The 13,942-nt window shown below is 67.8% G+C and carries 5 protein-coding genes; 3 read left to right on the top strand and 2 right to left on the bottom strand.

Going from position 1 to position 13,942, the window contains the following annotated elements; all coding sequences use genetic code 11:
- Positions 1-110: 110 nt before the first annotated feature.
- Complete coding sequence (locus tag D0T21_RS29645; protein WP_116994600.1) at positions 111-10,010, bottom strand: S-layer family protein; 9,900 nt, start codon at positions 10,008-10,010, stop codon at positions 111-113.
- Between the two features lie 210 nt (positions 10,011-10,220).
- Here D0T21_RS29645 and nudC point away from each other — a divergent pair, with 210 nt between their 5' ends.
- The 3 genes from nudC to D0T21_RS29630 all read left to right on the top strand — a co-directional run bounded on the left by nudC (position 10,221) and on the right by D0T21_RS29630 (position 12,973).
- The gene (nudC, locus tag D0T21_RS29640) at positions 10,221-11,042 is read left to right on the top strand and encodes an NAD(+) diphosphatase (RefSeq protein ID WP_116993961.1); all 822 of its coding nucleotides are present in this window, start codon (positions 10,221-10,223) and stop codon (positions 11,040-11,042) included.
- A 69-nt stretch (positions 11,043-11,111) separates the two neighbouring features.
- Positions 11,112-11,678 carry a GTP cyclohydrolase I FolE gene (gene folE / locus D0T21_RS29635; protein ID WP_116993960.1) on the top strand — a complete coding sequence of 189 codons (567 nt, stop codon included), beginning with the start codon at positions 11,112-11,114 and terminating at the stop codon, positions 11,676-11,678.
- A gap of 5 nt (positions 11,679-11,683) precedes the next feature.
- A complete protein-coding gene (locus tag D0T21_RS29630) occupies positions 11,684-12,973 on the top strand; it encodes a thioredoxin family protein (RefSeq protein WP_116993959.1) in 1,290 nt (429 codons plus the stop codon).
- A 15-nt stretch (positions 12,974-12,988) separates the two neighbouring features.
- Here the strand turns inward: D0T21_RS29630 and D0T21_RS29625 are convergent, their stop codons facing one another.
- Positions 12,989-13,846, bottom strand: coding sequence for a transposase (locus D0T21_RS29625; protein WP_116993958.1), 858 nt, complete (start codon positions 13,844-13,846; stop codon positions 12,989-12,991).
- Between the last annotated feature and the right edge of the window lie 96 nt (positions 13,847-13,942).

The raw sequence follows: 13,942 nt of genomic DNA, 5'->3' as shown, positions 1-13,942 counted from the left end.
ATGATACCTTTTACTCGGGGGTCAAGTCTGACATTCGGACACGAGCTCTGCCCTAGCAACAGCTACGGCAGAGCTCGTGTCCGAATGTCAGACTTGACCCCCGATGTGGGTTAGCGGTTGGGAACGCTGAACCAGGTGCCGGCGTTGTGGTCGGCGCCCGGGGTCTTGTCGCGCTGCGGGTCGGTCCAGGCGGCTTGCAGGCCGTGGGCGGCGCGGTATTGACTCAAGGCCTCGGCCAGCGGGTTGGCGGCGGCCTGGCCGGTCGGCGGCGTCGTCAGCTGCGGCGCCGGGGTGGCCGGCATGGCGGCGCCGGCCGCCGCGAAGCTGGCGATGGCGTTGCTCAGGCCGCTCACCTGCTGCTGCAGCGACGGTGCCCCGGCCGCGGCGCCTTTTTGCGCCAGGAACCAGACGTCGGCGCTGGCGTGCGTGGCGCCGTCGGTGCCGGTGTAGCTCGACGTCAGGCCGATGGCGTTGCCGTTCTGTAGCGTCAGCGCGCTGTCGGCGTGGGTGGCGATGCTGGCGATGCCCAGCTGCTCCAGCGTCTTCAGCTCGCCCGCCTGGCTGACGCCGTCGGAGTTGCCGTCGATCCAGACCCGCAGCGCGCCGAAGGCGGCGTCGGCGGCGTCGATCTTGCCGTCGCCGTTGCTGTCGAGCGCCTGCAGCGCGGCGTAGCCGTTGGCCGCCCTGCTGCCGTCGGCCAGCGTGGTGGCGCTGCCGAACAGTTCGCTGCCGTCGTTGATGACGCCGTCGCCGTTGCGGTCCAGGGCCAGCAGGCCGTCGTGGGCGTCGACCCAGCCGGTGTGGACGGCCTTGCCGTCGCCGCGGATGTCGAACTGCACGCCGGCGGCGATGCTCAGGGTGCGCACGCCGTTGCCGTCCAGGTCCAGCACCAGCGGCGTGGCGTAGTTGGTCGACGAGGCGTTCAGCGCCATGGTCTGCGTGACCGTCATCGCCGCCACCTGGCCGCCGGTGAAGGCGTTGGCTTGCGCCACGCTCAGCGCGGTCAGGCCGGCGGTGGTCAGCGACGGCACCTGGCCGGCCGTGAACGCGGCGATCTGGTCGGTCGTGAAGACGATCAGCTGGCTGGTTTTCAGGCCGGCCACTTGCGGGTTGGTCAGGCCGGCGATCTGCGTGGTCGACAGGTAGCCGATCTGCGTCGCCGTCAGCGAGCCGAGCTGGCTGGTGGTCCAGGCGCCCAGCTGGTCGGTGGTGAAGGCGTTGATCTGGTCGATGGTCAGCGCGGCGATCTGGGCGTTCTTCAGCGCGGCCATCTGCTGCGTGGTGAAGGCGGCCGCCTGCGGACCGGTCAGCGCGTTGAGCTGCGTGGTGGTCAGGGTCTGGATCTGCGAGGTGGTCAGCGCGCGCAGCTGGTCGGTGCTGAATACGGCGAGCTGGTCCACGGTCAGCGCGGTGACCTGGCTGAGCTTGATCGCGGCGACCTGGTCGGTCGTGAAGGCCTGGATCTGGGCGTCCGACAGCGCGGCCAGCTGCGTGGTGTTCAGGTAGCCGATCTGCGCCGTGCGCAGCGCGCTGATCTGGCCGGTGCTCAGCGCGTACATCTGGTCGGCCGTCATCGCGCCCAACTGGACGCTGGTCAGCGCCTGCACCTGGGAGGTGTTCAGGCCCGGCAGTTGCGTGACGTCCAGGCTGGAGATCTGCAGCGTGCCCAGCGCGGCGACGTCGGCCGTCACCAGCGCGCCGATCTGCCGGGTCGACAGCGTGACGACCGCGGTCACGCTCAGCGCGGCCGCTTGCGCGGTGCTCAGGGCGGCGATCTGGTCGGTGCTGAAGACGGTGATCTGGCCGACGTCGATGGCGGCCACCTGCGCGGTCTTGAGGCCGCGCACCTGGGCCGTGGTCAGCGCCACGGTCTGGTTGGTGGACAGGCCGGTGAACTGGCCCGCGGTCAGCGCCGCCATGTCCTGGGTGTCGATGGCGGCGATCTGCGCGGTACCCATGGCGGCCAGCTGGTCGACGGTCAGCCACGGCATTTGCGCGGTGGACAGGCCGGTCATCTGGGCGGTGGCCAGGGCGACGATCTGGTTGGTGCTCAGGCTGCTGGCCTGGGCGGTGGTCAGCGCCGCGATCTGCGCGGTCTTCAGCGCGCCGACCTGGTCGGTGGTCAGCGCCAGGATGGCGTCGGTGCTCAGGCCGTAGGCCAGTTGCGCCGTGCCCAGCGCGGCGATGTGGTCGGTGTCGAGCGCCGCCAGCTGCGCGGTCTGCAGGCCGTTGGCCAGCTGGCGGGTGGTCAGCGCGGCCAGCTGCGTCGTGCTCAGCGCGTTCAGCTGGTCGCTCGACAGCACTCCGATCTGGTCGCTGGTCAGGGCGGCGATCTGGCGGGTGGCCAGCGCGTTGACGTCGACCGTCTCCAGCGCCACCAACTGGTCGGTGGTCAGCGCGGCGATCTGCTGCGTGCTCAGGGTCGATGCCTGGGCGGTGCCCAGCGCGACGATCTGGTCGGTGGTCAGCGCCTGCACCTGGCTGGTGCTCAGCAGCGAGGTTTGCGCGGTGCGCAGCGCGCCCAGCTGGTCGGTGGTGAGCGCGGCGATGCCGTCGCTGCCCAGGCCGTAGACCAGTTGCGCGGTGGTCAGCGCCGAGATGTGGGCGCTGTCCAGCGTGACCAGCTGCGCCGTGCCGAGGCCGTTGCTCAGCTGGCTGGTGGTCAGCGCCGCCTGTTCGGCGGTGGTCAGCGCGTTCAGCTGGTCGCTGCCCAGCGCGGCCACTTGCTGGCTGCCCAGGGCGACGATCTGGCGCGTCGCGAACGTGGCCAGGTCTTCCGTTTCCAGCGCGGCGATCTGGCTGGTGGTCAGCGCGGCCACCTGGCGCGTGGCCAGCGAGCTCGCTTGCGCGGTGGTCAGTGCGACGATCTGGCTGGTGGACAGGCCGGTGCTGACCTGGTCGGTGGTCAACACCGTCAGCTGCGCGGTGGCCAGCGTTTGCAGCTGGTCGGTGGTCAGCGCCAGCAGCTGGTCGCTGCCCAAGGTGACCAGCTGGGCCGTGGCCAGCGCGGCCAGGTCCACTGTCTCCAGCGCGGCGACCTGGTCGCTGGTGAGCGCGGTCAGCTGCACGCTGGTCAGCGCGCGCGTCTGCGCCGTGGTCAGCGCGACGATCTGGTCGGTGGTCAGCGCGCCGAACTGGCTCGCCTGCAGGTTCTTGAGGGCGGCGGTGTTCAGCACGGCGAACTGGTCGGTGGTGAGCGCGGTCAGTTGGGCCGTGCCCAGCGACGGCAGCTGGACCGAGGTCAGCGCCGCCACTTGCCCGGTGCTCAGCAGGCTGAACTGGGTGCTGGTCAGCGAAGCCAGGATCTGCGTGCTCAGGCCGGTGATGGCGCTGCTCGACAGCGCGTTCAGCTGGTCGCTGGTCAGCGCGGCGAACTGGTCGGAACGGAAGGCGGCCAGCTGGTTGCTGCGCAGCGCGACGAAGTCCATGGTGCTGAGCGCGGCGATCTGGCCGGTGCCGAGCGCGGCGATCTGCACGGTGCTCAGCGCGCCCACTTGCGCGGTGCGCAGCGCGGCGACCTGGTCGCTGTTGAGGGCGACGATCTGGTCGCTGCTCAGGCCGACGATCTGGGCCGTCGCCAGCGAGACGATCAGGTCGGTGGTCAGCGCGCCGATGTTGGCGGTGGTGATGGCGCCGATCTGGGTGGATTTCAGCGCGGCGAAATCGGACGTCTCCAGCGCGTCCAGCTGGTCGCTGCTGAAGGCGGCCACTTGCGCGGTGCTCAGCGCGGCGACCTGCATGCTGCTCAGCGCCACCATCTGGTCGGTGGTGATCGCGCCGAACTGGGCGGCGTTGAGCGCGGCGATCTGCGTGCTCGACAGCGTGACGAAGTCGTCGGTGCTGAGGGCGGCGATCTGGTTGCTGGTGAAGGCGTTCAGCTGGCGCGTGGCGATGTTGTCCACCTGCAGCGTCGTCAGGCCGGCGATCTGGTCGGTGGTCAGCGAGGAGGCCTGCGCCGAGGTCAGCGCGTCGATCTGCGCGGTGGTCAGGTTTTGCAGCTGATCCATCGTCAGCGACACCAGCTGATTGGTGGTCAGCGCCTGCACTTGCGCGGTCTTCAGCGCCGCCAGGTCGTCGGTGCCCAGCGCCTGCAGCTGGTCGGTGCTCAGCGCGATCAGCTGATTGCTGCCCAGCGAGGACGCTTGCAAGGTGGTCAGCGCGCCGATCTGCGCCAGGCCCAGCTGGCTGATCTGCAAGGTCGCCAGCGAGGCGATCTGGGCGGTCAGCAGCGCGGCCAGGTCTTCCAGCTCGAGGGCGCCGAGCTGGTCGGAACTCAGCGCCGCCAGTTGCGCGGTGGCCAGCTGGGACACTTGCTGCGTGCTCAGCTGGACGATCTGGTCGGTGCTCAGCGCATGGAATTGCGTCGTGCTCAGGCCGTTGAGCTGGGTCGAACCCAGGCTCTGCCACTGGCCCACCAGCAGCGAATTCAGCTGGTCGCTGGTCAGCGCGACGATTTGCGCGGCCTTCAGGGCCAGCAGGTCGTCGGTGTTCAGCGCCTGCACCTGGTCCGAGGTCAGCGCCTGCAGCTGGTTGCTGCTCAGCGATTGCGCCTGGGCGGTGGTCAGCGCGGCGATGCGGTCGACCGTCAGCGACTGCACCTGGGCGGTGCCGAGCGCGGCGAGCTGGGCGGTCTTCAGCGCTGCCAGGTCTTCCAGTTCGAGCGCGGCCAGTTGCTGGGTGGTCAGCATGGCGATCTGCGCCGTGCCCAGCGATTGATATTGCTGCGTGGTCAGTTCGATGATCTGGTCCGAGTTCAGCGACTGGAACTGGGTGCTGCTCATCGCGTTCAGCTGGGCGCCGCCCAGGACCTGCACCTGGTCGATCACCAGCGCGCCGATCTGGTCGGTGGTCAGCGCGGCGATTTGCGCGGACCGCAGCATCAGCAAGTCGGCGGTGGTCAGCACGCGCACCTGGTCGGTGCTCAGCGCGGCCACTTGCGCGGTCGCCAGGCCGCCGGCTTGCGCCGTGGTCAGCGCCATGATCTGGTCGGTGGTCAGCACGGTCACTTGGTTGGTGCCCAGGGCGACGATCTGCGCGGTGTTCATCGCTGCCAGGTCCGCCAGCTCCAGCGCGCGCAACTGGTCGCTGTTCAGGATGGACACGCCGGCGGTGCTCACGCTGCCGATCTGGCGGGTGGTCAGGGCGACGATCTGGGCGGTGTTCAGCGCGGCGATCTGGGCCGTCGTCAGGCCGCCGACCTGGACCGGCGTCAAGGCCTGGATCTGGTCGGTGGTCAGGTTGTTCAGCATGCCCAGCGCGCCCAACTGGGCGGCGGTCAGCGCGGCGAAGTCGGCCGTGCTCAGCGCGGCGATCTGGTCGGTGGTCAGCGAGGACAGCTGGCCGGTGCTCATGGCGCTGACCTGGAGGCTGGTCAGCGCGGCGACCTGGTCGGTGCTCAGCAGCTGCACTTGCGCGGTCTTCAGCGAGGCGATCTGCGTGGTCTTCAGCGCGATCACTTCATCGGTGGTCAGCGCTGCCAGCTGGCCGGCGCTCAGGCTGGCGACCTGGCCGGTGGCCAGCGCCGCCACTTGCGCCGTGGTCAGCGAGGTGATTTGCGAGGTCAGCAGGCCCTGGAATTGCGCCGTGCTTAGTGAGGACAACTGCGCGACCGTCATGGCTTGCAGCTGGTCGGTCGACAGCGCGTCCAGCTGGTCGGTGTTGAGTGCCTGCAGCTGCGCGGTTTTCAGCGCGGCCAGGTCCTGGCTTTCCAGCGCGAGCATCTGGCCGTTGGTCAGCGACGCCACTTGCGCCGTGCTCAGGTTGCTCACTTGGGTGACGCTCAGGCCGGCGATCTGGCCGGTGCTCAGCAAGATCAATTGGTCTGTGCTCAGCGCGGCCACTTGCTGGGTCTTGAACGCGGCCAGGTCCTGCGTTTCCAGCGCGGCCAACTGGCCGGCGGTCATGGCGCGCACTTGCGCGGTGGCCAGGCTGCCCGCCTGCAGCGTGTTCAGCGCGACGATCTGGTCGGTGGTCAGCGACTTGAACTGGGCGCTGCTCAGCGCCGCCATTTGCGCGGCGGTCAGCAGGCGGAACTGGTCGGTGCGCAGCGCGTCGAGCTGGTCGGTGGTCAGCGCAGCCAACTGGGCGGTCTTCAGCGCGACGATGTCGGCGCTGGACAGCACCGCCACTTGCGCGGTGCCGAGCGCGGCGGTCTGGCGCGTGCTCAGGCTGGACACCTGGATCGTGGTCAGCGCGGCGGCCTGGGCGGTGCTCAGGCTGGCGATGACGTCGGTGCTCAGCGCGGCGAATTGCGCGGTTTTCAGTGCTGCGAAGTCCTGGCTTTCCAGCGCGTTCACCTGGTCGCTGCTGAAGCTGGCGATCTGCTGCGTGGTCAGGTTGCTGACCTGGGCGGTGCTCAGCGCGGCGATCTGGTCGCTGTTGAGCGCGGCGATCTGCGCGGTCTTGAGGGCGGCGATCTGCGCCGTCTTCAGCAACGACAGCGTTTGCGTGCCCAGCGCCAGCAGCTGGTCGCTGCCCAGCAGCGCCACTTGCGCGGTGGCCAGCGAGGCCACTTGCGCGGTGGCCATGGCGGCGATCTGGGTGGTGCTCAGCGTGGCCAGTTGCGCGGTGCTCAGGCCGTTGAGCTGGATGGTGGTCAAGGCGGCCACCTGGTCGCTGGTCAGCGCGTTCAGCTGGTCGCTGCCCAGGCCGATCAGTTGCGAGGTTTTCAGCGAGGCCAGGTCGCGCGTTTCCATGGCGTCCAGCTGGTCGCTGGTCAGCGCTTGCAGCTGGCGCGAGCTCAGGCCGGCGTATTGGGCGGTGCCCAGGGCGACGATCTGGTTGGTGCTCAACAGCCTGATCTGGGCGGTGCCGATGGCGGCCAGTTGCGCGGTCTTCAGCGCGGCCAGGTCGTCGGTCTCGATCGCCAGCAGCTGGTCGGTCGACAGCGCGGCCACTTGCTGCGTGCTCAGGTTGGACGCCTGCGCCGTGGTCAGCGCGACGATCTGGTCGGTGGTGACGGCGGCGATCTGCCTGGTGGTCAGCGCGGCGGTTTGCAACGTTTTCAGTGCCTGCCATTGGGCGGTGGTCAGCGCGGCGACGGCGGACGTGCCGAGGCCGGCGATCTGGTTCGATTTCAGCGCGGCCAGGTCCAGCGTTTCCATCGCGACCAGCTGGTCGGTCGACAGCAGCGCCAGCTGTTGCGTGTTCAGGTTGCTCGCCTGCGCGGTGCTCAGCGCGACGATCTGGTCGGTGGTGACGGCGGCGATCTGCTTCGACGTCAGCGCGTTCAGCTGCGACGATTTCAGCGCGGCCCAGTCGGCCGTGGTCAGCACGGCGATCTGGCTGGTCAGCAGGTAGCCGATCTGGACGGTGCTGAGGGCGTTCACCTGCAGTGTGGTCAGCGCGCCCAGCTGGATCGAGCTGAGCACCTGGATCTGGTCCGAGGTCAGCTGCGCGATCTGCGAGGTTTGCAGCGCGCCGACCTGGCCCGGCGTCAGCGTGGCGATCGACTTGGTGCCCAGGCCCAGCAGCTGGCTGGTCTTCAGCGCGGCGAAGTCCTGGGTTTCCATGGCGGCCAGCTGGTCGCTGCTCAAGGCGTTCAGCTGCACCGGCGTCAGCGCGCCCGCTTGCGCGGTGGTCAGGGCGACGATCAGGTCGGTGCTCAGCGCGGCGATCTGTGCCGACGTCAGCGCGATGATTTGCGCGGTCTTCAGCGCGGCGAAGTCGGCCGTTTCCAGCGCGTTCAACTGATTGGTCGACAGCGCGGCGATTTCACGGGTGGCCAGCTGGCCCGCTTGCAGCGTGGTCAGCGCGACGATCTGGTCGGTCGTCAACGCGGCGACCTGGGCGGTGGTGAAGTTGGCCAGCTGGATGCTGCTCAGCGCGGCGAACTGCGCCGTGGTCAGCGCGGCGACGGCGGCGGTGCTCAGCGCGGAGGCTTGTTGCGAGCGCAGCGCCAGCAAGTCCACGGTCTCCATCGCGGCGACCTGGTCGGAACCGAGCGCGGCCACTTGCTGGGTGCCCAGCGAGGCGAACTGCGCGGTGCCCAGCGCGACGATCTGGTCGGTGCCCAGCGCGGCGATCTGGTTGCTGCCCAGCGCGGCCAGTTGCGCGCTCTTCAGCGCGGCGACGTCGCGGGTTTCCAGGGCGGCGATGGCGTTGCTGCCCAGCGCGGCGACCTGGCGGGTGGTCAGCGAAGCGGCTTGGGCGGTGGTCAGGCTGACGATCTGGTCGGTGTCGAGCGCGTTCAGCTGCTGGGTCGACAGGGCGGCCAGTTGCGCCGTGGTCAGCGCGGCGACCTGGTCGGTGCCCAGGCTGTGCAGGTTGCTGGTGCTCAGGCCGGCCAGTTGCTGGGTCTTCAGCGCGGCCAGGTCCTGGCTTTGCATCGCGGTCAGCTGGGCGCTGGACAGCGCCGCCAGTTGCAGCGAACTCAGCGCTCCAGCCTGGGCGGTGGTCAGTGCGACGATCTGGTCGGTGGTCAGCGCGGCGATCAGGCTGGTGCCCATGGCGACCAGCGATTGCGAGCGCAGCGCGGCGAAATTGGTGGTGCTCATCGCGGCCAGTTGCTTGGTCGACAGCGCGGCCACTTGCTGCGTGCCCAGGCCGATCACCTGGTTCGAGCTCAGCACGGCGATCTGGTCGGTGTCCAGCGCCGCCAGTTGCGAGCTCTTCAGCGCGCCGATCTGCAGCGTCGTCAACGCGGCGACCTGGTCGGTGCCGAGCGCGGCGATGCCGTTGCTGGCGATGGCGGCGATCTGGTGGGTCTTGAGCGCGGCCAGGTCGGCCGTTTCCAGTGCGGCGATCCAGCTGGTGCCGAGCGCGGCCATTTGCTGGGTGGTCAGGGCCGAGGCTTGCGCGGTGGTCAGCGCCTGCACCTGGGCGGTGCCCAGCGCGTTGACCTGGGCCGTGGCCATGGCGGCGAACTGCGATGATTTCATCGCGGCGATGTCGCGCGTTTCGATGGCGGCGATCTGGTCGGACGTCAGCACGATCAGTTGCGCGCTGGTCAGCGCGCCGATTTGCGCGGTGGTCAGGGCGACGATCTGGTCGGTGCTCAGGCCGCGTACCTGGCTGGTCTTCAGCGCGGCGACCTGGGCGGTGCTGAGCGCGGCGATCTGGTCGGTGCTGAGCACGGCGGTGGTGCTGGTGTTGAGCGCGTTGAGCTGCTGGCTCTTCAGCGCGGCGAAGTCCTGGGTTTCCATCGCGGCCAGCTGGGCGCTGGACATCTGCGCCAGCTGCAGGGTGGTCAGCGCGGCCGTTTGCGCGGTGGTCAGCGCGACGATCTGGTCGGTGCTCAGCGCGACGAATTGCTTGGTGGTCAGGGCGGCGATCTGCGACGTTTTCAATGCGGCGAAGCCGCTGGTGCCGAGCGCGGCCAACTGGTCGCTGCCGAGCACGGCGATCTGCTGGGTTGCCAGGCTGCCGGCCTGGGCGGTGTTCAAGGCGGCCATCTGGCCGGTGGTCAGCGCGCTCAGCAGGCTGGTGCCGAGGGCGACCAGTTGCTGCGTGCCCAGCGCGGCGACGTCTTCGGTGTCGAAGCTGGCCAGCTGGTTGCTGGTCAAGGCGGCGATCTGGCTGGTTTTTAGCGCGGCGCTCTGGCTGCTGTCCAGCGCTGCGATCTGGTCGGTGCGCAAGCCGCGCAGCTGCTGGGTGCCCAGCGAGGCCAGCGATTGCGTCTTCAGCGCGGCGATGTCGCCAGTGCCGAGCAGGGCCAGTTGCGCGCTGCCCAGCGTGGTCAGCTGCGCGGTCGCCAGCGCGGCGAACTGGGTGGTGGTCAGGCCGTTGACCAGCTGGTTGGTCGTCAGGCTGAGCAGCTGTCCGGTAGACAGCGCCAGGATTTGTTGGGTGGTGATGCCATACCCGAGCTGCTGGGTGTTCAGCGCCTGCAGGTTCTGCGTGGACAGCGCGCGCAACTGGTTGCTACCAAAATAGCCGAGCTGCTCCGTGTTCCATGCGGTCATTTGCAGGGTCGTGAGCAGCTGGATGTCGGCAGTCGTCATCGAGGCGATCTGAAGCGACTGCAGGCTGGCGATTTGGTCGGTCGTTAAACCAGGTACGATTGATGGCATGTTAAGTGTTCTCCTTACGGAAATATATAGTACCGCCAATCGACCCCATGCGGAGAGCACAGGGCCAAAAATGGTTTAAATCTTGGCCTGAAAACAATGACTTAGCGCGTTTTCTGCGTTATCCGGTGTCATCACACTCACCACTCAAAATAATCATTTAGGAAACACTGTAAGATCATGTCTTGCGATTAACCCCGAGCCCTCCCCGCCATGCTGCTGACGCCCGCCACATTTACGCCGCTGATCCGTCCCCGGGATCATGACTATCCGCTAACTTTCGTGTTCCATCGCGGAGAGTTGCTTTTGCGCAACGAAATCCTGGGTTTGCCCGACCGGCAGGCGGTGGCGGCGCTGAAATTGCCGCCGGAGCGCTTCCACGCGCTGGGCGAGTGGGAAGGCCGCTACTATCAGCTGGCGTGGGTCGATCAGCCGGAACTACCGGGGCCGGAGTATGGCTATCACGGCCTGCGCTCGCTGTTCGGCCTGGTGGACGATGGTTTCGCGGCGCTGGCGGGCCGGGCCTTCCAGCTGGCCGACTGGGCCCGCACGCATCGCTATTGCGGCGCCTGCGCCACGCCGATGCGCCAGCTGGAGGGCGAGCGCTGCTACCAATGCCCGGCCTGCGGCATGAGCGCCTATCCGCGCATCTCGCCGGCGATGATGGTGTTGATACGCAAGGGCGAACAGGTGCTGCTGGCCATGCACTCGAACGCGCCGTACAAGCGCTACACGGCGCTGGCCGGCTTCCTGGAGGCGGGCGAATCGATCGAGGAGGCGGTGCACCGCGAGGTGTACGAGGAGGTCGGGCTGCGGGTGCGCGATTTGAAGTATTTCGGCAGCCAGTCGTGGCCGTTCCCGCATTCGCTGATGATCGCCTACACGGCCGAGTACCTGGACGGCGAGATCCGCGTCGATCCGACCGAAATCGCCGATGCGCGCTGGTTCGGGCCGGGCGATCCGGAGTGGCCGGACATGACCACCACGGTGTCGATCGCCGCCGCGCTGCTGAAGGCCAACCGGCCGGGAGGCTGAGGCCTTAGCGGGTGCGCTGCCGCGGATTTCTATATACTGTCGGCAATCGTAAAAAAAAGGTGTTTCATCATGTCTCAAAAAGAATTCTCGGAAGGCGACTGGCGTCGTCTGCTCGCCAGTTTCGGTGAAGATCCCGACCGTCCAGGCCTGGTGGAAACGCCGGCGCGCGTCAGCAAGGCATGGAAACACTGGACCTCCGGCTACGGCCAGGATCCGGTCGAGCTGCTGAAAGCCTTCGAAGACGGCGCCGAGCAGTACAACGAACTGATCGTGGTGCGCGGCATCCCGGTCTACAGCCATTGCGAACACCACCTGGCGCCGTTCTTCGGCAAGGCCACGGTCGGCTACGTCCCGAACGGCAAGATCGTCGGCCTGTCCAAGCTGACCCGCCTGGTGGACTGCTTCGCCAAGCGCCTGCAGGTGCAGGAACGCATGACCATGCAGATCGCCAACGCGCTGATGGAAGTGCTGGAACCGAAGGCGGTCGGCGTGGTCGTCAAGTGCCGCCACCTGTGCATGGAAAGCCGCGGCATCCGCACGCCGGGCGAAGAAACCGTCACCTCGGCCATGCTCGGCGAGTTGCAGCCCAACCTGGCGATGCGCACCGAATTCCTGGCCCTGGCGCGCGAGAACTAAGCGGCATGGCGGCGATCGACTGGCAGCACGGCGGCCTCGACACCGCATTCGCACTGGCGGCGGCGCAGCAACGGCCGCTGTTCCTGTACTGGGGCGCGGTCTGGTGCCCGCCCTGCAACCGGGTCAAATCCGATATTTTTGCGCGCGACGAGTTCGTCCAGCGGACGGCGTCGGTGGTGTGCTACCACCTCGACGGCGACAGCGCCGGCGCGCAGGCGCTGGCCGCGCAATACGGCTTGCGCAGCTATCCGACGCTGGTGCTGTACGCGCCGGACGGCGGCGAAATCACGCGCCTGCCGTGCGAGCTGGACGGCGAACTGTTCACGGCCGCGTTCGATGTAGCGCTGGCCGTGTATGCGGCCGGATCGTCGGCGTCGGCCGCGCTGGCGGCGGCCCTGTCCGGCGAGCGCAAGCTCAGCGCCGGCGAATGGTCGCTGCTGAGTCATTATTCCTGGGATACCGACGAAGGCCGTTTGCTGGGCACGCGCGCGCTCGCGCCGACGCTGCTGGCGCTGGTGCACGCCTGCGACGACGCCGACGCCGGCATGCGCCTGCAACTGCACGCGCAGCTGGCCACGGCCGGCAAGGATGTCGACGTCGCGGCCAACGCCGCCTTGCTGCTGAAGGTGTTTGCCGACGCGCGGCTGGCGCGGTCCAACATGGACATCCTCGGCAACAGCGGCGTCAACCTGATCAAATTCGCCACGCGGCGTGAAGAACTGGTGGCGGCGCTGGGCGCCACGGCCGCGCAATGGGCCGACGATTTCTGGCTCAGCGCGCCGGACCGCTTGACGGCGGCGCGCCTGCAAATGCGCCTGGGCCGCCTGCTGGCGCCGACGCAAGGCTTGCAGGAGCAGGTGCGCCTGCGGGTGGAAGCGGCGCTGGCCGAATCCACCGATCCCTACGAACGCCATACGCTGGTCAACACCGCGGTGAGCGCCCTGAACGACGCCGGCCTGCCGGCGCAAGCCGAACAAGTGCTGCTGGCCGAACTGCCGCGCTCGCACTCACCGTACTACTTCATGCTGAGCCTGGCCTCCAGCGCCAAGCGGCGCGGCGACGCGGCGGGCGTGCTGGACTGGTACGGCAAGGCATGGCAAGCGGCGGTCGGTCCGGCGACGCGCCTGCAATGGGGCGTCACCTACCTGCTCAGCCTGTTGGAACTGGCGCCGCAAGACAGCGCCTGCATCGAGCAAGCCCGCCGGGGCCTGCGCGCCGACATCGACACCGCCGGCGCCGACGCCCACCAACAGCGCAACCACTCCCAGCTCCAAAAACTCCGGGGTCAAGTCTGACATTCGGACACGACCTCATCCGTCGTGCCGGTTCTCGGTGAGTTCCGACGCGGCGACAGCGCGGCTTACCGTTTTAACCGAGACGCCGAAATACGCGGCGATTTGCTGCATCGAAAACGCGGTCGACCGATAGGCCTGCGCCATGGCGGCTGCGCGCGGCGCGAACGTTGCGGCATATTCCTCCAGCGACAGGGCAAGGGCCCGCCTTTGCACGCGTGCTATCTCTGCCGACCTGGGTTCTTGCGCGGACTCCCTGTGGCGGGCAATGAAGGTCTCGTCACCTAAAATGCAGCGGAAACTTACTTTCTTCAGCGGGCTGTCCGCATGCAAGCCGGCCATGACAAACCGGTGATAGGCTTGCCTCGCGGCGATCTGGTCCGGGCCGAAACAGGCCAATAGCCAGCTCGTCGTCATCCAGGCGGCCTCCGGCGCCTCGCCCATCATGGCGCGGTAGCTGCTCCACTCCCAGTCACCGGGTGCCGCCACTGCACTGGCCCGCACGGGATTCAAGACGATATAGCGCGCCAGTTCGCGCAGGTAGCTGTCCTTCTGCACCAGGATGGCGTGATAACGGCCCTGCAAAACGTGCCCGACCAATTCGTGGCGGCGATTGTAGTACTGCGAATACGCGCTATTCAAATGGCGCATGCCTCGCCCGAGATTGCCTTCGGGAGTCTCGATCAGCACGTGGTAGTGGTTCGTCATCTGGCAAAAGGCGTGGATCAGGAAATGAAAGCGCCGGCATACGCGTTCCATTTCTTCCAGCCATACCAGGCGGTCCACGCGATCGCGAAAAATATCCTCACGTCGGTTGCCGCGGCAAGTGACGTGATACAGCGCACCGGGAAATTCGAGTCGGAGTGGGCGGACCATCTCCGCAATGTAGTCGGTGCGCTGCGGCGCGGCGCTGATAAAACGCAGAAGCCGCCGCAGTCCGGATTGATCTGTTTCAGTTACAGCAGAGGCCGT

The organism is Duganella sp. BJB476, from assembly GCF_003416895.1.
GTDB lineage: Bacteria > Pseudomonadota > Gammaproteobacteria > Burkholderiales > Burkholderiaceae_D > Rugamonas.
The sequence above is the reverse complement of the archived record's forward strand: the minus strand, read 5'-3'. Positions and strand labels throughout refer to the sequence as shown.